The sequence below is a fragment of the Rhizobium aouanii genome, assembly GCF_037002925.1.
Classification (GTDB): Bacteria; Pseudomonadota; Alphaproteobacteria; order Rhizobiales; family Rhizobiaceae; genus Rhizobium; species Rhizobium aouanii.
This window is the reverse complement of sequence record NZ_JBAMYD010000009.1, coordinates 213,506-238,996: the sequence shown is the minus strand read 5'-3', so window position 1 is coordinate 238,996 and position 25,491 is coordinate 213,506. Positions and strand designations below refer to the sequence as shown.

Below are 25,491 nucleotides of genomic sequence, written 5' to 3'. Positions count from 1 at the left end.
TGGGGTCCGCCTGCTGAATCAACGAAGGTCGCGTCTCAAAGCTGACTGCATTTGATGCAGACCTGCGATGCGCCCGGCCCTTCATCTCGTGAGTGATGGGCGTAAGGGACTCAGGCCGTTAGCCACCGTGGCGATCGCTGCGAGGAAGATCTACGATCCTGCTTCCGGCAGCGGCCCGATAGTAGATTTCCGTCACCCGAAACCGACCATCGATGCGTTTGCACTGGACGATGACGTCGATCGCGATCTTCAGCATCTCGCGTATGTCGTTTCGCTCCAGATCTCGCCCGCCTTCGGATTCCTTCACCAGCAGTGTCAGCTGTTCGAATGCAAACCTGGCTGAGTCGGCATGCACGGTGGTGATCGAACCCGGATGACCTGAGTTCACGTTGCGAATGTAGTAGAAGGCGGTTCCGTCGCGCAGTTCCTGCAGCAGAATTCGATCCGGCCGCATCCGCAGACAAGATTCGAGGAGATCCTTCGGCCCGACCCTTGCCAGCCCTTGGCCCCCCTTGGAATAGAAGAGACGGACATGGTTCGGTTGCGGGATGACGAGTTCGGGCGTGTCTTCGATCGAGATGATGCGTTCGCTGGAAGGGATATGGCGGATCAACGCTTTCGAAAGCGTCGTCTTGCCGGATCCTGTCGCCCCGGAGATGATGATGTTCTTGCGAGCGTATACGGCTTCTCGAAGAAAGGCCTGGTATGACCCTGCTCGATAAAGGTCCAGGAGCCTATGGTCGATTGCAGAGACGTCTGCGTCTTCCCTTGCCACCTCGGCGAACAAGCCGCCTTGATCAAGGTCGTTCAGGCTCAGCGACACCGACGACGGCTTTCTGATCGTGATGCTGACGGTTCCCTTTGTCGTGGCGGGTGGGATGACAATTTGGATCCGCTCGTCACCCGGCAGCGTTGCCGAGAGGATGGGTTTGGTTTCGTCGATCGACTGATTGGAATAGCTGGCGACAGCCCGCGCCAGACGCATCAGCTTGTCAAACGATAGCTCCGGCAGTTCGTGCGTTTGCCAGCCGGCGGTGCCCTCGGTGACCACCTGGGTCGGCCAATTGACGATGATCTCGTAGAGGGACTTGTCGCGGAGAAAAGGCGACAGCGGTACCAGCAGCTCGCGCACGACGCCGGAGTCGGCTCCCTCTGTCATGGCCGGGCTATTTCGTGACCAGGGTCGAAGCTGGACTGAAGTCGCCGAGAACCGCCCGATCGTAGATGCGGTTACGCGGTTCGCTCACGCGAAGCCGATAGACGCTCGAGAAATCGAGATCACGCGCCACGAATATCGAGACCAGCTCTCCTTGATGCTTCAACAGGGTCGGCGGAATGTTGATCGACTGCTCGACGGCGATGGTCGCGGCCTGCTTGCCGGCGCTCGTCGTGTTGTCTGCCTCGACGTCGCTATCCTGCAGCTGGCTGTTAGCGTAGGAGGTCGCGTCGCCGACGATCGACAAAAGGATCGCGCTGCCGAAACGCTCCCACCAATGGGTATCGACGTAGCCGTCGACACCGGCACGCCCGAGGGCATCGGTTGCCGGCGACGCCAGAGTGATGATCACGCCAGTCGGTGTCTTTGCCCGGTTCCAGAGCACAAACAGGCGCTTCTGGCCGCGGCGAAGGCCGCCGCGATATTCGCCGACGACCTGCGTGCCCTTCTCCATCAGCACGACGCGACCGTTGTCCGACAGGACGTCGCGATTGATGACGCAGCTGGTGAATCCGGGTTGGTCGGAGGACAGCGCCGTCTCCAGGACGCATGGAATGGAGGTTCCCGTGGCGACGATGAAGTCGCGATTTCCAAGGGTTCCGGCGCGCGAGCCCTGCAGCTGTGTCGGCGTCAGCATGCGATTGAAGCGCTGGTCCTCGTTTTCCGCCTCGGCACTGAAGCCGCCTGGATTATTTCCGAGGGGAACGTAGTTCGACGCGGCATCGGTGCTGGCATCCTGGTCTCGAGCATGAGGCTGGCGGGATTTTTCAGCGCCATAAGCCATGACCGGCGCGCGGCGGGCAGCGTCGAGAAGCTTCTCATCCTCGCCGTCCTGCTCGGGCATTCCGGGCGTCGGCAGGATTGATTCCGGTGGCGGGGCGGCGGGTTGGACCGGCTCCTTCGCCGGCTCGAAATCGGATGTCTGACGGATCACGACGCGTTCGGGCTGGACCCCGTCGACGGGCTTATCCTGCCTGCGCATCGACCAGAGCGCAAAGCCGACGAAGGCAATGATCGCCAGCGCCACGACGCCACGTCTCAGCGTCGGATTGGTGTCGAGGCTCCGGCCGGTCGACGTTTCGGCGCGCTCACCAGGAATTTGGGTGTTTTCTTCCTCGGCCATGACGTCCTCCTATTGTCCTGTCGCAGCCTGCGCCTTCACGATGCGCTCGACAGAGGGTGAGGTCGTATTGGTGTCGGGGTTGATGCCGATCCGATCATAGGCCTCGTTGAAGACGCACAGCACGTCGCCTCCCCTGCGCAGGATGAACTTGCGGCTGATCGCGTGCACCAGCACCAGGTTGTTGTCGACGGACTTCGGCACGAGGCTCTCGCTGCCGTCTGAATTTTCCATGTAGATCGCTGGCATTTCCTGGTTGCCGGCAAAGGCGAAGGTTGTGACCTTGCCGTTGTCGTAGACCGCCTGCGGTTCAAGTGCCGCCGACCCTTGCGCCGAATAGCGCCAGTTGCGTGGCCCATAGGCTTCGTGAAGCGCAAGAACCTTGTCTGCGTCGCCAGCCTGAGCCGCCTGCGCACGAGCAGCGGCATCGAGCCTGCGGCGTTCAGCCTCGTCGGCCGGATAGCGATACTTCACATAGAAGTAGGTGTTCTGCCCGGCCTCGACGGTGCCGTCGCGCACCGTCAGCTCCATCTGGTAGCTGCGCGTCGAGCCGTCCCGACGGGTCGTGACGACCGAGATGTTGGTCACGGGCTGGTTTTCGCGGGGCTTCAGGAACAGGATATTGCCGGCCGGCGCCACTTCCCATGCGACGCTGTTGCCGAGCGCCACGTGGGCGATCTCGTCGTCGGCGGCGAACTCGATCTGCACCGAGGACCGCAAGGTGCCGACGATCTTGGTGATATTATAGGGCTGGTAGTCGACGAAACGGATGCGGCTATCCTGCGATGCGCCGCGCGGAATATCGAGCGCCAACGCCGTTGTAGAAAGGCCGGCAACTAGGAGGGCGATCAGGAAACTCGGCTTCAATTGATGGCCTCCGGATCGGCGCGATATTCGCTTACGGCGAAACCGAGCGGATTGGTCAGCCGATCTGTCGAGGACATCGGCGCGTTGACATAAGAGAAGGTGAGCGTCGCCACCCAATGGGTGGTCCTGACGTCGTCGCCGCGGGTGACGGTCCTGGTATAGCGAACCGAAGCCACATTCGCGTTGATCAGCGAGATCGAGACGACAGTGATGCGCGACGTCGCGCCGCGGCCATAGATATTCTGCGGAGAATCCGGATTGCCGCCTCGATAGATCGCCGCAAAGCGCGCCTGCTCCGGCTGGGTCGAGAGCAGAGCGACCGTTCGAAAATTCTCCTCGCCCTCGCTCCAGACATAGGCTTCCCGCGCACGCACATATTTGGCCGCAAAATACTTGGTCACCGCCTCGTCATAGCTGCCGGCCGTCGACGTCAGCGCCGAGACGACGTCGACGATGCCGGTCGAATTATCGACCCGAACGACGAAGGGCTCGACCGTCTTCAAGGGGGTGAGGCCGGCAACGGCGACGATCGAGGTGGCGGCAAGCACGCTTGCGGCGACCGCGATGGACCAGGCAATGCGCGCCGACCGCTCCACCTGGATAAGCCGGTCCTGATCGAAGCGACGCGCCTTGTCGAAATAGCTCTTCAGACTGTCCTCACTCACCATCTCACCCCTCCTGGCATGGCCGGTAGGAACCCACCACGTCGATATGCGCGAAAGCGGCAGGTGCCTCCGTCAGCGGTTCTTCGCCATAGGAGGTCGCCTGGCCGGTGCCGGTCGCCGTCGCCGGGACAGCGTCGGGGCCGCTTTGCCTGGCGGGCTTGTTGTCCTCCCACTGCCACATGGCGCGGTTGAGCGGCCGGCGCGAATAGCCATCGCATTTGGGCAAAGGGTGGGACCTCGATGCGCAGCCAGTGAGCTCCAAGGCAAGGAGGAGCGAGACGATAATGCGGATCATTGAAATGCAAACCTCTGAAACGTTTGTCGTGGAGAAGTCGTCATCCGGCCCCTCAGGATCTGAGCCGGCGGCCGACGAAACGGGCGCCTCGCCCAACCGCTCTTGTGCCATGCGAGGCGGCCCAGGCAAGCGTGCTTTCATGGGCGTCTCGGCTGGCACCATAGCCGTAGGTCAAAGACGCCCCGCCCGCCGCAAGCGCTGAGGCAATGCCGGGCAGCTGGTAGAAGACGTAGAGAGCGGCAAGGCAGATGGCGCAAAGGGCGACCGGACGCATCATCACATCCGTGTAGCTTTCGATTGCCGTGAAGGTCGTGTCGATACAGCTGATCAACAGTGAACCGATGGCGACGACCAGGACCTGGAGAATGACGAAATTGGCGAGCTGACCGATCCAGGATTCGGTGAAACGGCGGGTGGACTGGAACATTGCAAGCGCGACGAAGATTGGGCCGATCGCCAGCACGATGGCGAGCGCCAGCCGTGCATAGAGCGAGACGATATAGCCGATCGCCGCCACGGTGAAGCTCGCGCCGATCGCCATCATCCCGCCGATGCCGTTGACGATGTCGGCCGGCCAGGTGGCACGCGCCCAGATTTCCTTGGCGCATTTCTGGCCCTTGTCGAGCAGACTGTCGAAGGTGGACGCGCTGGGCGCCGTCCCCGAGTTCAGCGCCTGCGAGATCTCGCGGGGCAGCGTCTCGAAGAAAATGTTGGTGACATAGGTCTGATATTCGCTGGCGTTGCGCACCAGCATGACGATGATGGCAAGCTTCATCGCCCGAAACGCGAATTCGAGAATGGGCTCCTGGACCGAGCCCCGCAGGACAAGGTAACCATAGAGCACGACGTAGAGCGTCAGCGCCGCGGTGAGCGGGCCGCCGATCCAGCTGGCGATGTTCGACGTGCCCGACGAGATGAAATTTTCCAGCGGTGCCTTGAACTGGCCGTCGACGAAGCTGAAGACCTGGTACATCACTCAGGCTCCTGGCGATTTACGCGGAAGATGAAGCCGAACCCTCCAGTCCGCCGCCTCGGCGTTTTGGCAATTTGGGGTCTGACGCAAGGCGCCGGGGTTGTTGCGGCATTCACTTGTGATCTTCGCCAGCAGGACCTCATCATCTATCAGTTCGTCGACAGTGTAGATCCTGTCTTCCTCGCCGAAGCAGCCAGAAAGGGTGAACATGACGATGCCAAGAAGGAGATGTTTCATTTGAGCGCCTCTCCCATGGCATCGAGGCGCTTGCGCCAATCCTCGGCCTTGCGCTGGTCGTCGACCTGAACCTCAGCCTGCTGGACCATCTGCAGGGCCTGCATGCGCAGCACGTCGGTCTGCAGGAAGGCGGTTTCGGCCTGCAGCCGTGCCTGAAGATCGGCGATATCCTTAGCATCCGCAGCACCTGAGATCTGCTGGCGCAGCTGATCGATGCCATCGATGCGCTTGGTGGCGGCATCGTAGATCTGCTGGCCGAGGCTCATCTGGCCGGCATTCCGGTTCTGGGCGCGCGCCAGTTCCTGGGCATAGAAGTCATTGGCATCGGTGCGATAGGTGGAATTATTCTCGAGGAATTTCGAGGCGGAGGTTGCGAAGGTCCCCGTGCCCGAACCTTTCAGCAGCCCTTCAATGGCATTGAAGTCCTGCGGCAACGCCTTGCGGATCGAAGGATCGTTCAGCAGGCCGGCGACATCGGCCATGTTGGTGACCTTGTTCAGCGATGCGTAAAGCTGCTGGGCCTGCTGAAGCTGTTGATTGAGTGCATCGAGCTGTGATTTCAGCTGCGTGATGCTCTCGATCTGCTTGGCGATCGCCGTCTCATCGATGACCGGAATGCCCTGTGCGAATGCCGCTCCAATAGGCAACAGTGCAGCCATCATTGCCAGAGAAAATCCCATTCTGACCCTTTCCATCAATCCGTTCTCCTTCTTTGCTGAAACACCGGCAGCCAATCTTCGAGCCGGTCGCCGACCTCCTTTCGGATCGCCTCAGCGAACTCGACGCTGGCGGTGCGGCCGGAGAGAATGTCGAGCTCTTCATCGAAACCCCTGAGGTTCAATTCGGCGACGACGCTGTTGTGCCCCTGCTTGACGATGAAGCGGCGGCTTTCGACCGGAAGCTCACGGGAGAGAAGCTCGAACTCGCGCTCCGTCAGTTTGAACCCGTCGACGTAATCGGCATGATCGCCGCGCGGATTGGGGAGGAATATCTGCGTCGGGCACTGCTCGATGATCGTATGGGCGATCGGCGAGACGATCGCATCGCGCGGGCTTTGGGTCGCAAACAACATCAGCCCATTCTGTTTGCGGATCGTCTTCAGCTTGTTCTGGGCGAGATCACGAAAGCCTTCGTCCTGCAGGGCCTTCCAGAACTCGTCGATGACGATGATGATGCGCCGCCCGTCGATCAGCTGCTCGATGCGGAAGAATAGGTAGGCCATCAGCGGAGCGCGAATTTCCTGATTGTCGAGGAAATCGGTCATGTCGTAACCGACGAACTTCGCACCGATCCCGATGTCGTCGGTCTCGTTGTCAAACACCCAGCCGAGCGGGCCTCCTCTCTCCCATCGCCTCAGCCGCGCGGCGATGCCTTCGGGATCGGTGTTGTTGAGGAAGGTGCGCAAGGCGCCGATGGAGCGGCGCTCGACCGGAAGGTCCGCCAGCCCGTCGATGGCCGATGCGATGTCGCGCAGCTCCGGGACCGTCAGATCGCGCTTCGCCGATCCGACCAGCTGGCCGACCCAGCGGGCGAGGAACACCTTGTTCTCGGGGGTAAGCTCCAGCGCCCTTAACGGCGCGCAGCCGGTGGGAACACCGTTTCGAAGCGGCAGGTAAGTGCCGCCCGCGGCCCGGACGAACAGGTCAGCTCCCCGATCCTTGTCGAAGAAGACCATTTCGGGATCATGTTTTTCGAGCTGTGAGAGCATGAAGTTCAAGAGCACCGTCTTGCCGGCGCCCGACGGTCCGCAGACAAAGGTGTTGCCAAGGTCGCTATGATGGAAATTGAAATAGAAGGGTGAACCGGAGGCAGTCTTCAGCATGGCGACCGCCGGCCCCCATTCATTTCCGTCCTTCCTGCCGGTCGGATAGGAATGAAAGGGAGAGAGTGCTGCAAAATTCCGCGAGGTAATGGCGCCGGATCTTGCCCGGAAGCGGAAATTGCCCGGCAACTGCCCCCACCATGCCGCCTCGAGCCCGAGATCCTCGCGGGCGACGACCGCACCGCCGTTGGTGAGGTATGCCCGTGCCTTGGCCATTTGGTCGCTAAGCTCCTTCACTGAAGGCGCGAAGACCGAGAGCGCGAGATGATGCTCACCGAGGACAAACCGGTTCGACTCCAGATCGTCCATCGCATCGCCGAGCTCTTCGATCTGCGAGGCCGCCTTGTCGCCGGCGCTGACCATCTGGTTCTGCTTGCGCCCCATGATCGTGCGCGCATCGGCCTTCGAGAGGAAGGCGAAAGACTGCGTCAGGATGAGCTCGAAGGGGGCCGTCAGGATGCCGTCGAGCATGCCGCCGCGGGTCGTCGCCGGATATTCCTTGAACCCGAAGATCCCGGCATAGCGGCTATCGGCCTCATGACGGATCTCGATGGTTTCCCGACCGACGATCACCCGATCCGAATAGATCGCCGAAGATATCCTGCCCTCCGTCAACGGGACGCGCTCCCGCCGGCCGCCAACGATCTGATGCAGCACCTCGCTTTGTTCGGAAAAGAGAATGCCGTCCTGCTCGTAAAGGGAGAGCACTCGAGGCTCGAAGCGCTTCAGGCCCGCGGTGACATCGGATACCTTGTCCTTCAGGTGCTTCAGGGCGTCCTCGTCAACCTCGACGCCGGCGCGGCCTGCCCTGCGCAGGCGCGAGAGAAGGCTGGCGGCTTTTTCGGCGGGATCCCGGCCCGGATGCCAGACGAGCGAGAGGTAAAGATCGTTTCGAAACAGATCCTCATCGATCATGCGTTCGCGGTACCTTGCATTCAGCCCCTTTGAGAATGGATTGGCGAACTCTCCGTCCGGGTAGGCGTTGTCGCGACGGCGAATGACATGTGTCCACAGCGCCAGCCGCTCGTCGGTAATGTTGCGGTAGAGCGTATTGAGGTCTCGGTGCAGGCTGTTCAGGTCCAGGACATCGGCTGTTTCGAAGGATACGCCTTCGAGCGCAAGCATCACCATCAGCGCTCTGGACTTCAGCGCGATCGTTGTCTCGTCGACATGGCGGACGTGCGGAATGAAGGTTTCTGGGCCGAGTTCGCGTGAGCGAAGCGTTGCGATGCTAGGCAAGGCTCAGGTCCCTTTCGTCATAGTGCCGGATGAGCGTCAGCGGCGAGAGCGTGGCGCCGCCCCAATAGGCCGCGTTGCGTGACCGGCCGCGGGTGTCGAGCCACGAGATCAGGATCCGGAACATGTTGTGGTCATGCTTGACGAGCGTCCGGAATATGAAATGAAAGACGACGCCGACCAGTGCGTAGGCGATCGATCCAGCGGTGATGTAAAGGATCGTCGTCAGCATGACGTTGACGCCCATCGCCTCCATCGTCACGCCGGCGATCATCGCCGGGCGGGTGCAGGCAAGAAACAGGGTGTCTTCCTCGATGGCAGTAGCTGTCGGCATGTCATCAGCTTCCGACGATCGTATTGACGAGTTCCGTCGCCCCGAAAATCCCGCCGATGCCGATGATCCAGAAGCCGGCGCGACGCAGATCCATGTAGCCGAACATCCAGGCGATGCAGATGATGATGACGGCGATGACGGCAAGCAGCCGGGCGATGTTGCCGGTCAGCATGTCGACGATGTTCTGCAAGACGGTTTCGACGCCGGCTGCCTGGGCAAAAGCCGGTTCTGCCAGGCAGGCGACGATGGCGACTGCCATCAACGCGGGAGCCGCGACAGGGCGAAGGGTTGCTGTTGAGATCATTGGCTTTGCTCCGATCGTTCATTCTGAAACACGAGGACCTTAGTCTGCCGCCGGGCGTTGAAGACGTCCCACGATGCGGCTTCGGCGGATTGACCAGGCAACTGCGCGGCTGAGGACGCGTTTCTCCGGAGTTCCGGCTCCGCGCGAGGGGCTCCTTCGCGCGGCTCGGCGACAGTGAGAGGTGCCAGGTTGGAAGACAGGCGGACCATTTCATGGCGGACCTGCTCGTCATATTTGACCATCTCGCCGACCGACGGATCGTTCCGGCCATAATAGGATTGGAGCATGACCTTCTCGGCCTGCGTCGCATCGGCGCCTGCATGCAATGCGAGGCGATAATAGCTGTTGAGCAGAGTGGCCGTCGCCTTTAAGTTCAGGCAGGGATCGAACCCATCCGAGATCGAAAGCCTGAATTTGCCCAACTCCTCTATGCCGAGGCCGCCAAGCCCGATCTGAATGTCCTGATGATCAGCGGCAAGCGAGGTCGCGAGCTCAATGGCTTCCGCTTTCGACGCGGGCTGGCGCTCAAGCGGCGGGCCGCTGTTGATACGAATGGCGAAGGGCCTGAAACGGCTCTCGAGACTGATGACGGCGGCAAGCGTTCTGACCTCCACCATAGGTGCGCAGTTCTGCGCGAGATCCATGAAAGTGCCGGCCATCGATCAGTACCAGACCCGCTGCGTCGCCGACCCGTCGATCGTCACGTCGACATAGTGCGGCTGCGATCTGACCTTCGGGCGGGCGGTCGGATGACCCATGCACTGGCGACGTCCGTCCAACATCTGCCACCGCGGCGATAGAACCGAGCCGTTGCTGGAGCGGCGGCTCTCTCCGACAGTGGGGCAGTATGCGTCGCTCACCGGCTGGAGGGACGTCGACACGCAGGTTGCTTCTCGCTGGCGCGGACCATAATCGCTTTCCAGCCGGTAACCCGTTTCGCAGTAATAAGGCTCATAGCCCGGGCGCGAACTGGTAAAGCCGACGCCGCTGCATGTCGGGAACGAATGTCCCTTGGCAAGCTCGCGCCACAGCTTCTGGATCGGCGGGCGGCATGCCGCGAACTGCGTCGCACCTCCAGGGTTGGAAAGGCACAGGATAACCTCGCAGCCCCATTCATTTGCTTGCGCCTGGCCAGGTGAAGTAAGGTAGGGTGGCAATATGCAGCAGGCCGCGACGACCGAGTTGAGCAGAAGGTTTTTCATGAGTACGACTCTCCAGAGGACATCCCATTGCGGAAGAGGTGGCTTGCCTTTAATCGCGTTTATACTGATTTATATAACACAGTAAAATAGCATGACAAGAGCACTCACAACCCAGTGGCGTAACCTGGCTTTCTCAGGTCTCATCCTGCACGAAATCCTCGATCACCCCCTCGAAGACGAGACGCCTCAGGCACGGCTGAAGCAGGTCGGCATGATGACGGTCCTGTACAGCATGAACCAGGCGCATCAGAAGTTAACCCTTTCTAATATCATGGAAATTACTGCACTAACTCGCAGTGGCGTCAAAGAGACGGTCGATCTCCTGGTCAAGCGAGGGATGCTGGACGAGACGATCGTCAAAAATTCGATGGGACGTGGAACGGCCCGTCAGTTCGAGATTTCAGAAGCGCTTTTGGAGAAACTGAGCTCGTTCGGGGCCGGCTGAAAACGGATTTAAGTGACGATTTCAACCGCTCAAAATGAACCGATCAAGAATCGCCGCAGGGCTGGGCAAATGATTGCAACCCCTCGGCCTGTTCTTGACAAACCGAACAGGAGCCGCCTTTTCGGGACCGACGTGTTTCTGAAATGCTGCGCGACCGATGCCGGTTTCACGGCGAAACGTCGACAGCCCCCTCATCGGCCTGCTTGCGATGTCATGATCCAGCCATGGCATCCGTCAATCATGCGCACAAACCATCAGAATATAGCGGGTTCAGCATATGATCGCTGGCAGGTGGTCGCCACCGGTTGACGCTTGACCCACGTGGTTCTTTGTTCCGCAGCATTTCAACTCGAACCGGTCGCAGGACATCGTCAAGGCGATGGTGGCACGCGGTTCTTGGACTGCCTGTAGTCGTTTATCAGGTCCCGCGCGTGGGCTGATCACGCGAAGGACTGCCGGTCGCTGCTCGAATGCCAGCCTGGCGAAGGCCGCATGGACGGTGGGCGACCGAGCCTGGATGAGCCCACGTTCACATTGCGACCGTTGTAGAAATCGGTGCCGTCGTACACCTTCTGCAGAAGATTGCGATCCGGTCGCAGGCGCAGCCAAAGAATCAAAGAAGTTCTTCGTGGCGACTTTTGCCAGCCCCGACCAGGCCAACGGTTCCAGGCCGGGCCGGGATAGGAGAACGATCGGTCGCTGCCTCCAGTCTCACTCAGCGGGAAAGTCTTTGGCGATCGGAAGGATCAAGCCCACCGCCTGCCCTGATGCGCTGATCGCCGCGTTTAGTCAGTGCCGTCCGCTGGACACCGACGGCCCGACGCTGCAATGCCAGCAGCAGCAGCAGCAGCAGCAGCAGAGAGAGAGAGAGAGAGAGAGAGAGAGAGAGAGAGAGAGAGAGAGAGAGAGCAGTCGACATCTGGTTGAAGGATATCGCGCCAAGCCCGGCGCTGCGCCGATGGTTTTGGCCACGACCCCGCCAAATGGACCGAGTTCCAACGCCGGTATCGGGACGAGTTGGAGAAGAACCCCTCCGCCGTCGAGGAGCTGAAACGCCAGATCGAACAAGCGGACGCGACATTTCTCTACGCGGCGAAAGACGTGGGCCACAATCACGCCATCGTGCTTCAGCGCTTCCTCGGCAAAGACTGACGCGTCGGTGACCGACGCCGATGACAAGCTGTTTCTCTGGGTCCGAAATCTCCGGGAACCTATGCGACCGACCTGCATCCAATGCTTGCTTTCGAAGACAAAACAGTGTTGCCGCGGGAAGGCATTCGGTCGCGACACAAGGGAGCTTGCAAAGGTTCTGATCGGGCGCCTCAAGTGCGTGACTGTCGTGGACGTCATCGGCGCATCGCCGCCGCTTGATGACCTTGATCAGCCGCGACGATCCTAGCCACTGCTAACAGAACAGAATCAAAAGTGCCTCGTCGCCAATGAGCTTCTAACACATTTGCACACCAGAAGAAAAAGGCGATCACGAACTCGTGTTCTCGGCAGACCGTAACATCAGTGGTTTCCAAACGAATACAGAAATACCGCAGCCGATCACCGGCCTGCGGAGGTCAAAGAGGAGATCATCCATGAACCGTTCCACGCTCACGCTCGCCCTCGCCGGCTCGCTCGCCAGTGCAATCGCGTCCGCGTCCTTCGCCGCACCGCTCGCCCCGGAAAAGATGGTCGGCAATGAGAAATGCTATGGCATCGCACTGAAGGGTCAGAACGATTGCGCAGCCGGCCCCGGCACCACCTGCGCCGGCACCTCGACCATGGACTACCAGGGCAATGCCTGGAAAGCCGTCCCCGCCGGCACCTGCACCTCGATGAATGTCAACGGCCATAAAGGCATGCTGGAGCCGATGAAGGGTTGAACCCGACCCGGAGGCCCGGTTTGGCCGGGCCTCCGCCTCATCCGTCGATACCGGGAGAACAGCAATGACCGTTTCAGCAGACCGTGCCACCGTCCTGCCGCCACGCGCCGGCCTCGGCCTCAAGCCGGAACATTACGAAACCATTCTCGCCATCAGGCCGGATGTCGGCTTTTTCGAGGTCCATGCCGAAAACTACATGGGTGCTGGCGGGCCGCCGCACCGCTATCTCGAGGCCGTTGCCGACCTCTATCCGCTCTCGCTCCATGGCGTAGGCCTGTCGATCGGTGCAGCGCGCGACCTCGACAGAGAACATCTGAAGCGGCTTCGCGGTCTCATAGACCGTTACCGGCCGCAGAGCTTTTCGGAACATCTGGCCTGGTCGACCCACGAGACCGGCTTTCTGAATGACCTTCTGCCGCTGCCCTATACGGCCGAAACGCTGGCGCGGGTCGTCGACCATGTCGATGAGACGCAGCAATGGCTCGGCCGGCAAATGTTGCTCGAAAATCCGTCGACCTATCTATTGTTCTCCGAGAGCACGATCGACGAAGTGGATTTCCTGACGGAGATCGCCGACCGCACCGGCTGCAGGCTGCTACTCGACGTCAACAATGTCATGGTTTCGGCCGTAAACCATTGTCTCGATCCGGTCGCCTATGTCGACCGTTTCCCGATTGAACTGGTTGGTGAAATCCACCTCGCCGGCTATGATGAAACCGTCGACAGCGTGGGTGACCGGCTGCTGATCGACGCCCATGGCAGCACCGTCAGAACCGATGTGGTGGAGCTTTACCGACACACGCTGTTCCGGAGCGGCCCCCTGCCGACATTGATCGAGTGGGACAACGACGTGCCGGATTTTGCCACCCTTCACGCCGAAGCAGTTCGCGCCGATGCCATGCTGGCAGCCGCGGCTGTGGATCGCGGCGCAACCCGGGCGGCATGACCATGGGTCTCACCGAAAGCCAGGATGCCTTCGCGGCCGCCCTGCTGCACCCGGACGGACCGCTTCCCCACGGCATCACCACCGCCCGCGGCGCGGCCGATTCATCACGCTTCGCCGTCTACCGCAACAATGTCTATGTCGGGCTGACCACGGCATTGGGCCAGCGCTTCCCCGTGACGAAGCGGCTCGTCGGCTCCGACTTCTTCGCCGGCATGGCCCGCGCCTACGCCGCAGATCACAAGCCGGCCTCACCACTGATCATGCACTATGGCGATGAATTCCCCGATTTTATCGCAGCGTTTCTCCCCGCGGCTTCTCTCCCCTATCTGCCCGATGTCGCCCGGATCGAGGCTGCCTGGACCCGGGCCTATCATGCGGCGGACAGATTGCCGCTCGATGTCGCCCAACTCGCCGCCGCGCCCTCGGAGAGGCTTGGCGACATGACGCTCGTCCCACATCCCTCGGCTCGGCTCGTCCGGTCGGACTTTCCCGTGGGCTCGATCTGGAGCGCCCATCAGGGCGAGACCGTGGCAACGGTAGCCGACTGGCAGGCCGAGACCGTGCTGGTGGTGCGAGCGGCAATGCACGTCGAGGTACATGTCCTACCAGCGCGGGACGCGGCGTTCGCCGGCTCCCTCCTTGAGGGCGTTACCCTCGGCGAGGCGGCGCAGACCGCATTCGCCGCCGCGCCCGATTTCGACTTCGGATCGGCGCTGATTGGTCTCATAGGCCTTGGCGCATTCAGCGTTTTTGAACCTGTTGAAGGAGAACTTCCATGACCGTCGAACGTGCTTCCTCCCGCGGTCTCGGCGCAGCACTTGTCTCGCTTCATCATCGCGCCGAACGCCTGTTCGCATTAATTCCACAGTCGCTGCCGCTGCTGGCGCTGCGCATCGGCCTGGCAATCCCGTTCTTTAAATCGGGGCTGACGAAGTGGGACGGATTCCTGACCCTTTCGAACGGCGCCAGATTTCTTTTCGAACAGGAATTCAAGCTCCATATATTCGGCAGCCAATTCTCCTACCCGATGCCGTTGACCATGGCGGCCGCGGCCGGGATTGCCGAACTCGCCCTGCCCGTCCTGCTGGTCCTGGGCCTTTTCACCCGCTATGCGGCTCTTGGCCTGCTTGCGATGACGGCAGTGATCCAACTCACTATTCCAGACGGCTGGGCCAACTTCCATCTTCCATGGGCCGCCATGGCGCTGACCCTTATGGTGTATGGTGGCGGCAGGATCGCACTTGATCCCCTTGTCAAATTGCGCCGAGATTGACCCAGATCCACCGCTTTGGATCTGCTGGGTACACCTCACGGCGCTTGATTGGAGAAATTCATCTTTCGGGCAGTTCGGCCTAAGGGCCAGTGGAATTCGCGGTCAGCGTCGGCGATAGAAAAGCAGGATTAAGCGTCCGACAGTCCGGTATGCCATCACCGAGCCCGCCCGGCTCGTTCAAGCCACGGCTTGCGCGCCGGTAATTTCCACGAGCGAGCCGCACATGAAGGCCGCTTCGTCCGATGCAAGGAACGCAACGAGCGCTGCCACCTCCTCCGGCCTGCCGATACGGCCGTAAGGCACGAGTTTGTCGAGATCGGCGATCGTCCGCGCGGCGCGGGTGACGCCTGCTTCCAGCATCGGCGTGTGGATTTCACCCGGGCAGACGGCATTGACCCTGACCTTGTCGGGCGCGTAGTCGCGGGCGAGGTTCTGGGTGAAGGCGGCGACCGCCTGGCCGGCCAGCGGTTGAAGGTGAGACATGGCGGCTCCTAACCCAGCAAACCGACCTGGGGTCCCCAGGTGTCGGACAGCGCAAATCCCGCGGTGAAGGGATCGTCGTCGGACAAGCGGAGCTGTTCGCGACCGTAGACATAGGCCCGGCCGGTTATTCGCGGCAGCACGGCGCGGCGGCCTCCCACCTCGGTCTCGCCGATCGCCTCCGCCAGGAATTCCCCGCCGATGATCGACCGCGACGTCCTGCGGTCTCCGACGGAGACTTCTCCGCGGGCGTGGAGCGCAGCGAGGTTCGCCGAGCTGCCAGTCCCACAGGGTGAGCGGTCGACACGGCCGGGCTGCAGCGTCGTACAGGTCCGCACTGCCCCATCTGGTTCCTGTCCGCGAAACATCACGTAGGCAATCTCATCGACGCCTGTCAGGACGGGATGGGCGACCGAGACCTGCCCTGACAGAAGCGACTTGAGCTCGATACCGGCTTCTGCGAGCAGCCGGGCATTGGCAGGCGCAATATCGAGGCCGATCTGGTCGACATCCACGAGCGCATAATAGACGCCGCCGAAGGCGACGTCGATTTTGATGCGGCCCCATTTCGGCGTCTCCACCTCCCTGTCCAGCGCTTCGGCGAAGCTCGGCACGTTGTTGAGGCTGACGGACAGGCACTGGCCGTCGCGGCAAACTGCGCGTGCGACGATGAGACCGGCGGGCGTGTCGAGACGGACGACCGTCTCCGGTTCCGACATCGGCACCCGCCCGCTCTCGAGAAGTGCCGTGACCACGCAGATGCAGTTGCTGCCGGACATCGGGTGGGCGCGATCGGCCTGGAGGACGATGAAGCCGGCATCCGCGTCGCTGCGGGTCGGCTCGACCAGCAGGTTCACCGACATGGCGACATTGGCGCGCGGCTCGAAGGTCACGAAGCGGCGCAGACTGTCGTCGACCGTGTTGATGTGGTTCATTTTGTCGAGCATCGTCGCACCGGGAATCTCCGGCGCTCCTGCCACGATGACCTTGCCGATCTCGCCCTGGCAGTGAACCTGTAAGAGCTCCAGGGTCCGGTTCCAGTTCACTTGGCCGCCTCCGGCTTTATGTACCAGCCCCAGGGGTCCTCGCTGGTGAAGCGGGTGATCTGCTTGGTCTCGAGATAGTTGTCGAGGCCCCAGCGTCCGAGTTCGCGGCCGATGCCGGATTCCTTGTAGCCGCCCCACGGTGCTTCCGTGAACGTCGGTTGCGAGCAATTGATCCAGACGATCCCGGCGCGGAAGGCGGCGGCAATCCGCTCGGCGCGAGCATCGTCCTTCGACATCACAGCCGCGGCCAGGCCGAAGCGCGAGTCGTTTGCGAGCTCCACGGCCTCCTCTTCTGTCTTGAAGGAGCGCACGCAGACGACCGGTCCGAATATCTCCTCCTTCCACGCGTCGCTGTCGAGGGGCACGTCGGTCAACACCGTCGGCCTGAGATAGAACCCTCTGTCGAATCCTTCCGGGCGCGTGCCGCCGCAGGCGACAGTGGCGCCGGCCTTCCGGGCGCCTTCGATCGCCGAGACGATCTGGTCATATTGGCGTTTCGAGACGAGCGGGCCGAGAAGGGTTCCTTCGTCGAGACCATTGCCGATCTTGATCCTGTTCGTCTCTTCGACCAGCCGTTCGAGCAGACGGCCATAGATTGCTTCGTGCACGAGAACGCGGGATGTGGCAGAGCAGACCTGGCCCTGGTTCCAGAAGATGCCGAACATGATCCACTCGACGGCCTTGTCGATATCGGCGTCCTCGAAGACGACGAAGGGCGACTTGCCGCCGAGCTCCAGGCTGACGCGCTTGATGTCACGGGCAGCGGCAGCCATGATCTTCGAGCCGACCGGTCCGGAGCCGGTGAAGGCGAGCTTGTCGACTTGCCTGTGATCGATGATCGCCTGTCCGGCGATCGAGCCTGCCCCCGTTACAATATTGAGGACGCCTCGAGGCAGCCCGGCTTCGTCGGCGACTGCCGCCAGCTCGAGCGCCGTCAGCGATGTCAATTCGGCGGGCTTCAGCACCACGGTGCAGCCGGCGGCAAGCGCCGGGGCAACCTTCCATGCCGCCATCAAAAGCGGATAGTTCCAGGGAATGATCGCGCCGGCTACCCCGATCGGCTCACGCACCGCCTTGGAGGTGAAGCGCGCATCGGGAAGCGCGATCGCCTCCTCGGGGTCGTTATCGAGCTGTTCGGCCAGCCCCGCATAGAAATCGAAGCAGCCCGCCGCATCGGCGACATCCCAGTCGGCCTCTGGAAACGGCTTGCCGTTGTCGAGAACTTCGAGGCGTGCGATCTCGGCCTGACGGGCGCGAATGCCGTCCGCGATGGCGCGGAGATATCCGGCGCGCCGGGCTCCCGTCAGCTTCGGCCAACCATCCCTATCGAAGGCACGGCGCGCAGCCTTCACGGCGAGGTCGACGTCTTCGGCCGTTGCGGCGGCGATCCTGTGGATCACCTCCTCAGTCGCCGGATTGATCACCTCGCAGGTTCCGCCCTTGGCCGGTTTCACCCATTGCCCATCGATGTAGAGTTCGCTTCGCATAGTCACTCCCTTCGCTTTGCGCCGACGCCGCTCTCAGAAACGGTCGACGCGATAGGGTTTCATGTCCACGGGCGGTTCGACGCCCGTGATGAGATCGGCCATCAGGCGGCCGGTCGTCGCCGCATAGGTGAGGCCGAGATGTCCGTGGCCGGTTGCGTACCAGACGTTGCGGCGCTTGGCGGAAGGCCCCATGACCGGCACGGTGTCGGGCAGTGCCGGGCGATGCCCCATCCACTCAGTTGCCTGCCGGACCTTTAGATCCGGCAATGCCTCCTGAGCCCTCTTCACCAGGATCTTCGCGCGCCGGTAGTCCGGCGGTGCGTCGAGACCGGCCATCTCGACCGTGCCGCCGACGCGGATGCCGCCCGCCGTCGGCGTAACCATGAAGGCGCGCGCCGGCCAGATGATCGAATGGCGCATCGAGATGCCGGGCTCCATGATCTGCGTGTGGTAGCCGCGTTCGGTTTCAAGCGGGATATGTTCCCGCAGCAGGGCAGAAAGCCGGGCGGTGAAGGCGCCGGCCGCAAGCACCACCTTGTCGGCAACAACGGTACGCCCATCCGCCAACCGGAGAGCAGAGACGCCGGCGTCGGCCTGCTCGAAATCGACGACATCACCCTGAACGATCCTGCCGCCGAGCCGCCCGAACCGTTCCGAAAGGGCGAAGACAAGCCTGTATGGGTCGGTGATCGACCGGTTGTCGGGAAAGAGGACCGCCTTGCCGATCTTCGTCGTCAAAACAGGCTCGAGGTCCTGGATGGCGTTGCCGCCAAGGATTTCGTGCCTGAAGCCGAAGCGCTCCAGGATTTCCATATGCTCCCGATCGGCTTTGAACTCGGCGTCATCGGTATAGAGGCTGAGGCACCCCTCGGCGGTCAGCATGTGTCCGAGGCCGGTCTCCTTCAGGAGCGCGTCCAGGTCTTCGTAGACGCGCCGGCAAAGCGCGGCGCCGGCTGCCTCCAGTTCCCGCAGCTTCGAGGGACGGCTTGCAGCCAGGAACCGCAGGAACCAGGGCACCAGTTTCGGCAGATAGCCGGGACGGATGCGGACCGGACCCTCCGGATCGAGCAGCCATTTCGGCATCTGCGCCCAGATGCCCGGACGCGAGGCCGGCATGAATTCGGTGACGGCGATGCTCGCCATGTTGCCATAGGAAGCGCCGCGGCCCGGCGCCGCCTTGTCGAGCAAGGTGACGGCTTTTCCCCGGCGCTGCAGTTCATAGGCGATTGTGGTGCCGATAATGCCGGCGCCGACGACCACGATGGATGACACGGCCAACCTCGCAATTTCAGTGGTTCGGGGCGGCTTGACCGCCCCATAACTGTTACCAGTCCAGGCCCGTTACCAGTTGAGGATCGGCTGCATCGCCGCCTTGAATTCGGCCTTCTCCTCCGCCGTCAGTTCGCCGAGCGGCGCGCGGCAGGTGCCGACCGGCGTGCCCTGGAGCTCGCAGCCATACTTGATCTTCTGGACGAACTTGCCGCTCTCGAGGATGTTCAGCGCTCTGTAAAGAACCGTCATCATCTCGCGGGCCTTTTCGAGGTCGCCGGAACGGAACGCCCGGTCGAGGTCGCAGCACGCTTTCGCCATGCAGTTGGCCGGACCGCAGATCCAGGAATCCGCGCCCCAGAACATGAAGTCCAGCGCGATATCGTCGGAACCCGAGACGAGGTCGATGCGGCCCTTGTAGCGCGAATGGATATCGACGGCGCGCTGCAGAACGCCCGAGCTCTCCTTGATGCCGATCACCCGGCGATCGTCGGCGAGCGCATCCATCAAGTCGAAGGAGATCTCGATGCCGTCCTTCGGGGGATAGTTGTAGAGGATGAGATTGACATCAGTGGCGTCGAGCACGGCGCGGTAATGCGCGAGCAGTTCGTCCTGCGTCGGACGCGTGTAGAAGGGTGTGGCGAGCAGAACCGTGTCATAGCCGATCTCCCTGGCGCGCGCCGTGTTCTCGATCACCTCGCGGGTGGCAGGCGCGTTGGTGCCGGCGATCAGTATCTCGCCGTCATTGGCGAAGACCTTGACGAACTTGAGCACCTCGTCGCGCTCCTCGTTCGAGAGGGAGAAGTATTCGCCGGTCGAGCCCATCGGCACCCAGCCCGTGACACCGGCCGCACGCAGCGCCGTCAGGTGCTTTTCGAACGCCTTGAAGTCGATCTTGTTGTTCGTGTCGAAGGGAGTGATGAGCGCGGGCATGACGCCGGAAAGTTTCATGGGGAATTCTCCTGTCTGGGAACGACTATCTTCAGATTGCGAGCTTCTTCAGGATCCGGCCTTCGACGAGCGAGACGGCTCGCGTCAAAGGAAAGGCGATCGCGAAGTAGATGAGGGCGACGACCGTCAGCACTTCGACGGGACGAGCCGTGTTGTTGGAGATGTTCTGGCCGACGAACATCAGGTCCGCCATGCCGACGGCGGAGACCAGGGCGCTCTCCTTGAAGAGGCTGACACAGTTGGACAGCAGCGTCGGGATTGCGCGCAGTACGGCCTGCGGCAGCACGACGTTCATCACTTGGCTCCTGCGCGGCAGGCCGAGGGCGACGCAAGCGTCCAGTTGTTCCTGGCCGATGGACTTGAGGCTTGCCCGGAAGGTCTCGCTGGTGATCGCCCCCATGTAGAGCGTCAGCGCGATGACACCCGAGGCCAGGTTCGAGAGCTCGACGCCGAGCAGCAGCGGCAGGCAGAAGAAGATCCAGAAGAGCTGGATAAGCACCGGCGTGCCGCGGAAGAACTCGACATATAGGCTGGAGATCGCGCGAAGCGCGAGGTTGCGCGACGTCCTGAGGAGACCGACGAGAAAGCCGAGAGAGCATCCGAGCACGATGCAGATGACCGTCAGCTTGAGCGTCATCCATAGACCGAGCAGAAGTGCGTGTTCGAAACGCAGCAGGATGGAGAAGTCGAGCGTCATTCCGGCCCCCTAGCTGACAAGGATCTGGCGGCGGCGTTCGAGCAGGCCGACGATCTGGGTTATCGGGAAGGACACGGCGAAATAGATGAGAGCGACGACCGTAAAGGTCTCGATCGGGCGGTAGGTCTCGGTGGCCAGCGTCTTGCCCTGGTACATCAGGTCCTGGATAGCCACGATCGCGACCAGCGCGCTCTGCTGGAAGATGACGATACCGTTGGTTAGAAGCACCGGGATCGACGCGCGGAACGCCGTCGGGAAGACGATGTAGAGCACCCGCTGCAACGGATTGAGACCAAGCGCGATGCCGGCGTCGAGCTGTTCGCGTGGAACCGCCTGGATGGACGCCCGGTAGGCCTCGGCGTTGAACGCCATCAGATTGAGCCCAAGCGCCAGGATGCCCATCGTCACCGGGTCGAGGAAGACGTCGAACAGCATCGGCACGCAGTAGAATATCCAGACGATCTGAACGATCGCCGGCGTGCAGCGGAAGAATTCGACGAACAGCATGAAAGGCAGCCGCACGACCCGATAGGGGCTCATGATCAGAAGGGCGAGCGCGAAGCCGAAGACGATGCCGATGAGGTTTGCTGCAGCCGTTAGCTCCAGCGAAACCCACAGCCCCTGCAGAAGCGGAGCGATGGATACTGCATTGAAGTCGAACGTATAGTTCACGATGCCCTCCTTGCCGCTTGATATGGCCTACTGCTTGATATGAAAGACGCGGTCGATGAATTCCTTCGTCCGCTCCTCGCGCGGGGCGCCGAGCACCTGCTCCGGAGGGCCGTCCTCGACGACCACGCCGCCAGCGCAGAAGATGACGCGAGAGGCGATGTTCTTGGCGAACCACATGTCATGCGTCACGATCATCATCGGCATGTCCTGGGCGGCGAGCTGCAGGATGACATGCTCCACCTCGCTGACGAGTTCCGGGTCCAGCGCCGAAGTGACCTCGTCGAACAGCATCAGCTTCGGGTCGAGCATCAGCGCGCGGGCGATGGCGACACGCTGCTTCTGTCCGCCGGAAAGCTGGGCCGGATAGGCATTGGATTTGGCGCCAAGCCCGAACCGCTCGAGCAGCGCCTGGGCTCGGGCCGTAGCCTTTGCCTTGGCTTCTCCACGCACCTTGCAGGGAGCGAGAACCAGATTCTGTATGACGTTCAGATGCGGAAACAGCGTGTAGTGCTGAAAGACCATGCCGATCGAACGGCGGACATTGGTGTCGATCTGGGTCTTCCTGCCCACGCTTTCGGAAGAAATATAGGGTTTCCCATCGAAACTGACCGACCCGCTGTCGATCTGCTCCAGCCCCATCATCACCCTCAGCAGCGTGCTCTTGCCGCCGCCGCTCGGACCAATGACGACGACACGTTCGCCGGGCTTCATTTCAATGTCGATGCCTTTCAGCACCTGAATGGCGCCGTTGCCGTAGCTTTTGTGAAGCGCCTGCATTTTCACGAGGGGAAGGCTGAAGAACGTGGTCATGCCAATCTCCGATGATCGAAGCTGGAAGGGCCGGCGCGAACCTCGCACCGGCCGGTGAGATTACTTTGCGCCCTTGAGCACGTCGTCGACCGCCTTCTTGATCAGCTCGTCGACGTGACCGGTCGCGACCTTCTCTTCGAGGAAGATATCGACCACCTCGACGTCAGCAGCCGAAAGATTGTGCGGCAGACCGAAAGCGACGCCCTGCTTGGCGAGGGCCGGCGTCGGGTTGAGCGCCACTGCCCATTCCGGGTTCGACTGGGTGAAGAGCTGGTTGGTGTCGGAGGCGTCGACCAGGATGTCGGCGCGCTTCGAAGTAACCGCCAGGCGGGTCTCGTCATTGCCGGGAAGGCGCATGACCGTGGCGTTCTTCACCGCCGCGGAAATTGCCTTGTCCTGCGCCGTGCCGGACATGACTGCGAGCGTCACGCCCGCCTTGTCGATATCGGCGACCGAAGCAGCGCCGGCTGCAATTTTCGGATTGTTTTTGTTATAGGCGAGCGAGATCTGGTACTCCATCGCCGGGATCGAGAACTGCACGGCCATGGCACGGGCCGGCGTCCGGTTCAGCGCCAGCGACAGATCCCATTTGCCGGCCTGCAGGCCGGCGACGATGTTGTCCCAGGTCGTATCGACGAATTCGGGTTTTACCTTCAGGACTTCGGCAAATTCCTTGCAGAGATCGGCGAAGAAGCCGGAATATTCACCCGTCGCCGGATCACGCATGACATAGGGCGGGGCAACGGCTGCGCCGCAGCGCAACACGCCCGCCTTCTGCACACCCTGCCAATATCCCTCAGCGGTCTCAGCCTGCGCGGCGGTGGCGGAAAGACCTCCCATCAGGGCGAGCGCGGGCAGCGCCCGCAAGGCGGACGTTATCAACTTCGAAAGCATCGGCATTCCTCTTTTGCTGTGCGCGAAGCGCGCGGTTCCACTCGTCGGCTGTCGCCGTTTCTGTTGTTTTCTTGTCGGCTGCGTGTCGACTGAGAAAGATATGTCAACAGCGTGTCGACAAAGTCAAGCGGAAAAATTACATTGCCGACACGCGGCTTTTCTGGCCCAATGGGACCCGCGTCGAGAGAAAGGGACCTAAGTGTCTGAAGAATTGGAAGTGAAACGAATCCGCGGGACCGGCTGGAAAAGCGTCTACGAGACGCTCCGCAACGAGATCCTGTCGCTCGCTCTACCGCCCGGTCAGCTTCTCGACGAGATGACGCTTGCCGAACGCTTCGACATGTCGCGCTCACCGGTGCGCGAAGCCCTGATCCGGCTTGGCGCCGACGAGTTGGTCGTCACGCTCTCGAACCGGAGCACGATCGTAGCGCCGATCGAAGTGGCGACGTTTCCCAAATATGTGGAGGCGCTCGACATCGCGCAGCGGATGAATACGCGGCTTGCCGCCGCGCTCAGAACCGAGTCTGACCTGAAGATCATCGCCAAGCGGCTGAAGTCGTTCGAAGCGGCGGTCAAAACAAGCAATCACCTCGCCATGTCGGAAGCCAACAAGGAATTCCACATGGCAATCGCCCATGCCGGAAAAAACCAGTATCTCGCCTCGTTTTACGAGAAGCTGCTGTCGCAGGGGCAGCGCATGCTCCACCTGCATTTCGAATATCTGGAACGAACCCACGAGGGTTATCTGCTGACCGACGAGCACACGCTCATGCTCAATGCGGTCAGGGACAAAAACGTAGAACTCGCCGACGAACTCGCTCACGCCCATACGCGCCAGTTCCAGGACAATTTCATCAACTTCATGCGCGAGAACTACACGACGGATGTCGCGTTGGGCCCGCTGCGGGCTGCGGAGTAGTCAAATGAAAATCGACAGTATCGGATTCGTCGGAACCGGCGCGATTACCGAAGCGATGGTTCGCGGGCTTCTCACTGAGCCTGCCTATGCCTCCGAGATTCACGTGTCTCCACGAAGCGCTCACATCGCTGCGACGCTGGCCGACGAATTCGCCGCTGTCAGAATTGCCAAGGACAATCAGGACGTCGTCGAGCGCAGCGACATGGTGTTCCTGGCGATACGGCCGCAGGTCGCCGAGGAGGTCGTGCGTGCGCTATCGTTCAGGGATGGCCAAATGGTCGTAAGCCTCGTTGCGGCGACGGAGCGCCAGGCCCTCTCAGAATGGATCGCCGCCGACGCGCATCTCGTGCAGGCGATTCCCTTGCCCTTCGTCGCCGGCCGGCAAGGCGTCACTGCCATCTATCCGCCCGATACTATCGTCGCAGCGCTTTTCGATGCGCTCGGAACGGCTGTCCAATGCCAGTCGAGGAAGGAATATGATCTGCTCGCGGCAGCGAGCGCAATGATGTCGACCTATTTCGGCATCATGGAGCAGGTTGCCGTCTGGCTGGAAAGAAGCGGCCTCGAAAAGGCGAAGGGACAGGCCTACATCGCCCCGCTCTTTGCAAGCCTCGCGCAGAAAGCGAACAGTCCCGGCAACGAACCGTTCAGCGCGCTGAGCCGCGAATTCGCAACCAAGGGCGGACTGAACGAGCAGGTTCTTTCGGACTTCGAGAAGAAGGGCGGCCTTGCCGCGTTGACCGCCGCACTCGACCGCGTGCTTGCCCGCATCGAGGGCAGGAACTAGAACGTCGGCGGCGTGCAGGCGCTGATGACCTCGCAGGGCACTGGTCCGACGCAGCGGAAGCGGTGCGGGCGCCGGCTTTCGAAATAGTAGGCATCACCCGGCCCAAGGATCCGCCGCTCGTCATCGACCGTCACCTCGAGCCTTCCCGAGAGCACGATCCCGCCCTCCTCCCCCTCGTGAACAAGCGGAACCTTTCCGGTGTCCGCACCCGGCTGGTAGCATTCCTTGAGGATCTGCAGGCTGCGCCCGAACAGTTTTTCCCCAACCTGCCTGTAGGAGATGGCGCCCTTGCCGATCTCCACCAGTTCCTCGGCCGCATAGAAGGCCTTCCTTGGACGCTCGGGCTCGAAGGCGAAGAACTCCGCCAGACCGATAGGAATGCCGTCCAGGATTCGCTTCAAGGCCCCGACCGAGGGATTGGAGGCGTTCGATTCGATCAGCGAGATCGTCGAATTGGGCACGCCCGTGCGCTTTGCGAGCTCACGCTGGGAAAGCTTATGAGCGATACGGAGATGGCGAAGGCGGTTGCCGATGTCGACTGACATGATACGGTTCGTTTGCGTTGTCCAGAATATCCAAATTCATACCCTCACACCCGTTTACTTTCAATATCTTGCATCGACAAAGAAAAGGACTTGTTTGAAAGAGAGAAATTGCCATTCTCGACGCC

At 61.6% G+C, this 25,491-nt stretch carries 29 protein-coding genes and 2 pseudogenes; 8 read left to right on the top strand and 23 right to left on the bottom strand.

What is annotated here, in order from left to right; all coding sequences use genetic code 11:
• Positions 1–118 precede the first annotated feature (118 nt).
• From virB11 to V8P77_RS17830, 13 genes are read right to left on the bottom strand one after another with little or no spacing between them, the layout of a single operon-like run.
• Entirely contained in the window at positions 119–1,159 is a 1,041-nt protein-coding gene (virB11, locus tag V8P77_RS17890) for a P-type DNA transfer ATPase VirB11 (protein WP_335913628.1), read from the bottom strand.
• Between the two features lie 7 nt (positions 1,160–1,166).
• Positions 1,167–2,339, bottom strand: coding sequence for a type IV secretion system protein VirB10 (virB10, locus tag V8P77_RS17885; RefSeq protein ID WP_335913627.1), 1,173 nt, complete (start codon positions 2,337–2,339; stop codon positions 1,167–1,169).
• Between the two features lie 9 nt (positions 2,340–2,348).
• Positions 2,349–3,203 carry a P-type conjugative transfer protein VirB9 gene (virB9, locus tag V8P77_RS17880; protein WP_335913626.1) on the bottom strand — a complete coding sequence of 285 codons (855 nt, stop codon included), beginning with the start codon at positions 3,201–3,203 and terminating at the stop codon, positions 2,349–2,351.
• Positions 3,200–3,871 carry a VirB8 family type IV secretion system protein gene (locus V8P77_RS17875; protein WP_335913625.1) on the bottom strand — a complete coding sequence of 224 codons (672 nt, stop codon included), beginning with the start codon at positions 3,869–3,871 and terminating at the stop codon, positions 3,200–3,202. Before V8P77_RS17875 ends, virB9 begins: the two co-directional genes overlap by 4 nt.
• A gap of 1 nt (position 3,872) precedes the next feature.
• Positions 3,873–4,163: a hypothetical protein gene (locus tag V8P77_RS17870; RefSeq protein ID WP_335913624.1), complete on the bottom strand. Its 291-nt coding sequence runs from the start codon at positions 4,161–4,163 to the stop codon at positions 3,873–3,875.
• A gap of 52 nt (positions 4,164–4,215) precedes the next feature.
• A complete protein-coding gene (locus V8P77_RS17865) occupies positions 4,216–5,136 on the bottom strand; it encodes a TrbL/VirB6 family protein (protein ID WP_335913623.1) in 921 nt (306 codons plus the stop codon).
• A 3-nt stretch (positions 5,137–5,139) separates the two neighbouring features.
• Entirely contained in the window at positions 5,140–5,373 is a 234-nt protein-coding gene (locus V8P77_RS17860) for an EexN family lipoprotein (RefSeq protein ID WP_335913622.1), read from the bottom strand.
• A complete protein-coding gene (gene virB5 / locus V8P77_RS17855) occupies positions 5,370–6,053 on the bottom strand; it encodes a P-type DNA transfer protein VirB5 (protein ID WP_335913664.1) in 684 nt (227 codons plus the stop codon). Before virB5 ends, V8P77_RS17860 begins: the two co-directional genes overlap by 4 nt.
• Positions 6,054–6,067: 14 nt before the next feature.
• On the bottom strand, positions 6,068–8,434 hold the full coding sequence (locus V8P77_RS17850) for a VirB4 family type IV secretion/conjugal transfer ATPase (RefSeq protein ID WP_335913621.1): 2,367 nt from the start codon (positions 8,432–8,434) through the stop codon (positions 6,068–6,070).
• Positions 8,427–8,765 (bottom strand): VirB3 family type IV secretion system protein, encoded by a 339-nt coding sequence (locus tag V8P77_RS17845; protein ID WP_335913620.1) that lies wholly within the window; start codon positions 8,763–8,765, stop codon positions 8,427–8,429. Before V8P77_RS17845 ends, V8P77_RS17850 begins: the two co-directional genes overlap by 8 nt.
• A 4-nt stretch (positions 8,766–8,769) precedes the next feature.
• Positions 8,770–9,069, bottom strand: coding sequence for a TrbC/VirB2 family protein (locus V8P77_RS17840; protein ID WP_065282894.1), 300 nt, complete (start codon positions 9,067–9,069; stop codon positions 8,770–8,772).
• Positions 9,066–9,728: a lysozyme family protein gene (locus V8P77_RS17835; protein WP_335913619.1), complete on the bottom strand. Its 663-nt coding sequence runs from the start codon at positions 9,726–9,728 to the stop codon at positions 9,066–9,068. The genes V8P77_RS17840 and V8P77_RS17835 overlap by 4 nt, the downstream gene beginning before the upstream one ends.
• A gap of 3 nt (positions 9,729–9,731) precedes the next feature.
• Positions 9,732–10,271, bottom strand: a complete 540-nt coding sequence (locus V8P77_RS17830) for a hypothetical protein (protein ID WP_335913618.1) — start codon at positions 10,269–10,271, stop codon at positions 9,732–9,734.
• 91 nt (positions 10,272–10,362) lie between these two features.
• On the opposite strand from V8P77_RS17830, the gene V8P77_RS17825 reads away from it, so the two are divergent.
• The 6 genes and pseudogenes from V8P77_RS17825 to V8P77_RS17795 all read left to right on the top strand — a co-directional run bounded on the left by V8P77_RS17825 (position 10,363) and on the right by V8P77_RS17795 (position 14,809).
• Positions 10,363–10,716 carry a MarR family transcriptional regulator gene (locus V8P77_RS17825; RefSeq protein ID WP_170281502.1) on the top strand — a complete coding sequence of 118 codons (354 nt, stop codon included), beginning with the start codon at positions 10,363–10,365 and terminating at the stop codon, positions 10,714–10,716.
• Between the two features lie 899 nt (positions 10,717–11,615).
• Positions 11,616–11,868: pseudogene (locus tag V8P77_RS17815) on the top strand (DUF488 domain-containing protein); the annotation flags it as partial.
• Positions 11,869–12,302: 434 nt separating this feature from the next.
• A complete protein-coding gene (locus V8P77_RS17810; RefSeq protein ID WP_168281209.1) occupies positions 12,303–12,590 on the top strand; it encodes a BufA1 family periplasmic bufferin-type metallophore in 288 nt (95 codons plus the stop codon).
• 64 nt (positions 12,591–12,654) lie between these two features.
• Positions 12,655–13,536, top strand: a complete 882-nt coding sequence (gene bufB / locus V8P77_RS17805) for an MNIO family bufferin maturase (RefSeq protein WP_335913617.1) — start codon at positions 12,655–12,657, stop codon at positions 13,534–13,536.
• The gene (locus V8P77_RS17800; protein ID WP_335913616.1) at positions 13,533–14,315 is read left to right on the top strand and encodes an HvfC/BufC N-terminal domain-containing protein; all 783 of its coding nucleotides are present in this window, start codon (positions 13,533–13,535) and stop codon (positions 14,313–14,315) included. The genes bufB and V8P77_RS17800 overlap by 4 nt, the downstream gene beginning before the upstream one ends.
• Entirely contained in the window at positions 14,312–14,809 is a 498-nt protein-coding gene (locus tag V8P77_RS17795) for a DoxX family protein (protein ID WP_335913615.1), read from the top strand. Before V8P77_RS17800 ends, V8P77_RS17795 begins: the two co-directional genes overlap by 4 nt.
• A gap of 177 nt (positions 14,810–14,986) precedes the next feature.
• Here the strand turns inward: V8P77_RS17795 and V8P77_RS17790 are convergent.
• The 9 genes and pseudogenes from V8P77_RS17790 to V8P77_RS17750 form a co-directional block, all read right to left on the bottom strand.
• A pseudogene (locus V8P77_RS17790) lies at positions 14,987–15,262 on the bottom strand (SDR family NAD(P)-dependent oxidoreductase); the annotation flags it as partial.
• A gap of 38 nt (positions 15,263–15,300) precedes the next feature.
• Positions 15,301–16,335: a proline racemase family protein gene (locus V8P77_RS17785; RefSeq protein WP_335913614.1), complete on the bottom strand. Its 1,035-nt coding sequence runs from the start codon at positions 16,333–16,335 to the stop codon at positions 15,301–15,303.
• On the bottom strand, positions 16,332–17,822 hold the full coding sequence (locus tag V8P77_RS17780; protein WP_335913613.1) for an aldehyde dehydrogenase family protein: 1,491 nt from the start codon (positions 17,820–17,822) through the stop codon (positions 16,332–16,334). Before V8P77_RS17780 ends, V8P77_RS17785 begins: the two co-directional genes overlap by 4 nt.
• 33 nt (positions 17,823–17,855) lie before the next feature.
• Complete coding sequence (locus V8P77_RS17775; protein WP_335913612.1) at positions 17,856–19,094, bottom strand: NAD(P)/FAD-dependent oxidoreductase; 1,239 nt, start codon at positions 19,092–19,094, stop codon at positions 17,856–17,858.
• A gap of 69 nt (positions 19,095–19,163) precedes the next feature.
• Positions 19,164–20,042 carry a 4-hydroxy-tetrahydrodipicolinate synthase gene (gene dapA / locus V8P77_RS17770; protein WP_335913611.1) on the bottom strand — a complete coding sequence of 293 codons (879 nt, stop codon included), beginning with the start codon at positions 20,040–20,042 and terminating at the stop codon, positions 19,164–19,166.
• 31 nt (positions 20,043–20,073) lie between these two features.
• Positions 20,074–20,739, bottom strand: a complete 666-nt coding sequence (locus V8P77_RS17765; RefSeq protein WP_335913610.1) for an amino acid ABC transporter permease — start codon at positions 20,737–20,739, stop codon at positions 20,074–20,076.
• A 9-nt stretch (positions 20,740–20,748) separates the two neighbouring features.
• Positions 20,749–21,411 carry an amino acid ABC transporter permease gene (locus V8P77_RS17760; protein WP_335913609.1) on the bottom strand — a complete coding sequence of 221 codons (663 nt, stop codon included), beginning with the start codon at positions 21,409–21,411 and terminating at the stop codon, positions 20,749–20,751.
• A gap of 27 nt (positions 21,412–21,438) precedes the next feature.
• Positions 21,439–22,221, bottom strand: coding sequence for an amino acid ABC transporter ATP-binding protein (locus tag V8P77_RS17755; protein ID WP_335913608.1), 783 nt, complete (start codon positions 22,219–22,221; stop codon positions 21,439–21,441).
• Between the two features lie 60 nt (positions 22,222–22,281).
• Positions 22,282–23,115 carry a substrate-binding periplasmic protein gene (locus tag V8P77_RS17750; RefSeq protein ID WP_335913607.1) on the bottom strand — a complete coding sequence of 278 codons (834 nt, stop codon included), beginning with the start codon at positions 23,113–23,115 and terminating at the stop codon, positions 22,282–22,284.
• 199 nt (positions 23,116–23,314) lie between these two features.
• On the opposite strand from V8P77_RS17750, the gene V8P77_RS17745 reads away from it, so the two are divergent.
• Both V8P77_RS17745 and V8P77_RS17740 read left to right on the top strand, forming a co-directional pair.
• On the top strand, positions 23,315–24,034 hold the full coding sequence (locus V8P77_RS17745) for a GntR family transcriptional regulator (RefSeq protein ID WP_335913606.1): 720 nt from the start codon (positions 23,315–23,317) through the stop codon (positions 24,032–24,034).
• Positions 24,035–24,038: 4 nt separating this feature from the next.
• A complete protein-coding gene (locus V8P77_RS17740) occupies positions 24,039–24,821 on the top strand; it encodes a pyrroline-5-carboxylate reductase (RefSeq protein ID WP_335913605.1) in 783 nt (260 codons plus the stop codon).
• On the opposite strand, the gene V8P77_RS17735 is transcribed toward V8P77_RS17740, so the two are convergent.
• Positions 24,818–25,366: a cupin domain-containing protein gene (locus V8P77_RS17735; protein WP_335913604.1), complete on the bottom strand. Its 549-nt coding sequence runs from the start codon at positions 25,364–25,366 to the stop codon at positions 24,818–24,820. The genes V8P77_RS17740 and V8P77_RS17735 overlap by 4 nt on opposite strands.
• Positions 25,367–25,491: the final 125 nt, after the last annotated feature.

Bases quoted from the DNA above. Each gene is read 5' to 3' on its own strand.
- V8P77_RS17860 (WP_335913622.1), bottom strand. From the start codon at position 5,373: ATGAAACATCTCCTTCTTGGCATCGTCATGTTCACCCTTTCTGGCTGC.
- virB11 (WP_335913628.1), bottom strand. From the start codon at position 1,159: ATGACAGAGGGAGCCGACTCCGGCGTCGTGCGCGAGCTGCTGGTACCG.
- V8P77_RS17875 (WP_335913625.1), bottom strand. From the start codon at position 3,871: ATGGTGAGTGAGGACAGTCTGAAGAGCTATTTCGACAAGGCGCGTCGC.
- V8P77_RS17810 (WP_168281209.1), top strand. From the start codon at position 12,303: ATGAACCGTTCCACGCTCACGCTCGCCCTCGCCGGCTCGCTCGCCAGT.
- virB10 (WP_335913627.1), bottom strand. From the start codon at position 2,339: ATGGCCGAGGAAGAAAACACCCAAATTCCTGGTGAGCGCGCCGAAACG.
- V8P77_RS17795 (WP_335913615.1), top strand. From the start codon at position 14,312: ATGACCGTCGAACGTGCTTCCTCCCGCGGTCTCGGCGCAGCACTTGTC.
- V8P77_RS17840 (WP_065282894.1), bottom strand. From the start codon at position 9,069: ATGATCTCAACAGCAACCCTTCGCCCTGTCGCGGCTCCCGCGTTGATG.
- V8P77_RS17825 (WP_170281502.1), top strand. From the start codon at position 10,363: ATGACAAGAGCACTCACAACCCAGTGGCGTAACCTGGCTTTCTCAGGT.
- V8P77_RS17755 (WP_335913608.1), bottom strand. From the start codon at position 22,221: ATGACCACGTTCTTCAGCCTTCCCCTCGTGAAAATGCAGGCGCTTCAC.
- V8P77_RS17845 (WP_335913620.1), bottom strand. From the start codon at position 8,765: ATGCCGACAGCTACTGCCATCGAGGAAGACACCCTGTTTCTTGCCTGC.
- bufB (WP_335913617.1), top strand. From the start codon at position 12,655: ATGACCGTTTCAGCAGACCGTGCCACCGTCCTGCCGCCACGCGCCGGC.
- dapA (WP_335913611.1), bottom strand. From the start codon at position 20,042: ATGAAACTTTCCGGCGTCATGCCCGCGCTCATCACTCCCTTCGACACG.
- V8P77_RS17865 (WP_335913623.1), bottom strand. From the start codon at position 5,136: ATGTACCAGGTCTTCAGCTTCGTCGACGGCCAGTTCAAGGCACCGCTG.
- virB5 (WP_335913664.1), bottom strand. From the start codon at position 6,053: ATGGGATTTTCTCTGGCAATGATGGCTGCACTGTTGCCTATTGGAGCG.
- V8P77_RS17765 (WP_335913610.1), bottom strand. From the start codon at position 20,739: ATGACGCTCGACTTCTCCATCCTGCTGCGTTTCGAACACGCACTTCTG.
- V8P77_RS17830 (WP_335913618.1), bottom strand. From the start codon at position 10,271: ATGAAAAACCTTCTGCTCAACTCGGTCGTCGCGGCCTGCTGCATATTG.
- V8P77_RS17750 (WP_335913607.1), bottom strand. From the start codon at position 23,115: ATGCTTTCGAAGTTGATAACGTCCGCCTTGCGGGCGCTGCCCGCGCTC.
- V8P77_RS17740 (WP_335913605.1), top strand. From the start codon at position 24,039: ATGAAAATCGACAGTATCGGATTCGTCGGAACCGGCGCGATTACCGAA.
- V8P77_RS17870 (WP_335913624.1), bottom strand. From the start codon at position 4,163: ATGATCCGCATTATCGTCTCGCTCCTCCTTGCCTTGGAGCTCACTGGC.
- V8P77_RS17800 (WP_335913616.1), top strand. From the start codon at position 13,533: ATGACCATGGGTCTCACCGAAAGCCAGGATGCCTTCGCGGCCGCCCTG.
- V8P77_RS17780 (WP_335913613.1), bottom strand. From the start codon at position 17,822: ATGCGAAGCGAACTCTACATCGATGGGCAATGGGTGAAACCGGCCAAG.
- V8P77_RS17835 (WP_335913619.1), bottom strand. From the start codon at position 9,728: ATGGCCGGCACTTTCATGGATCTCGCGCAGAACTGCGCACCTATGGTG.
- V8P77_RS17735 (WP_335913604.1), bottom strand. From the start codon at position 25,366: ATGTCAGTCGACATCGGCAACCGCCTTCGCCATCTCCGTATCGCTCAT.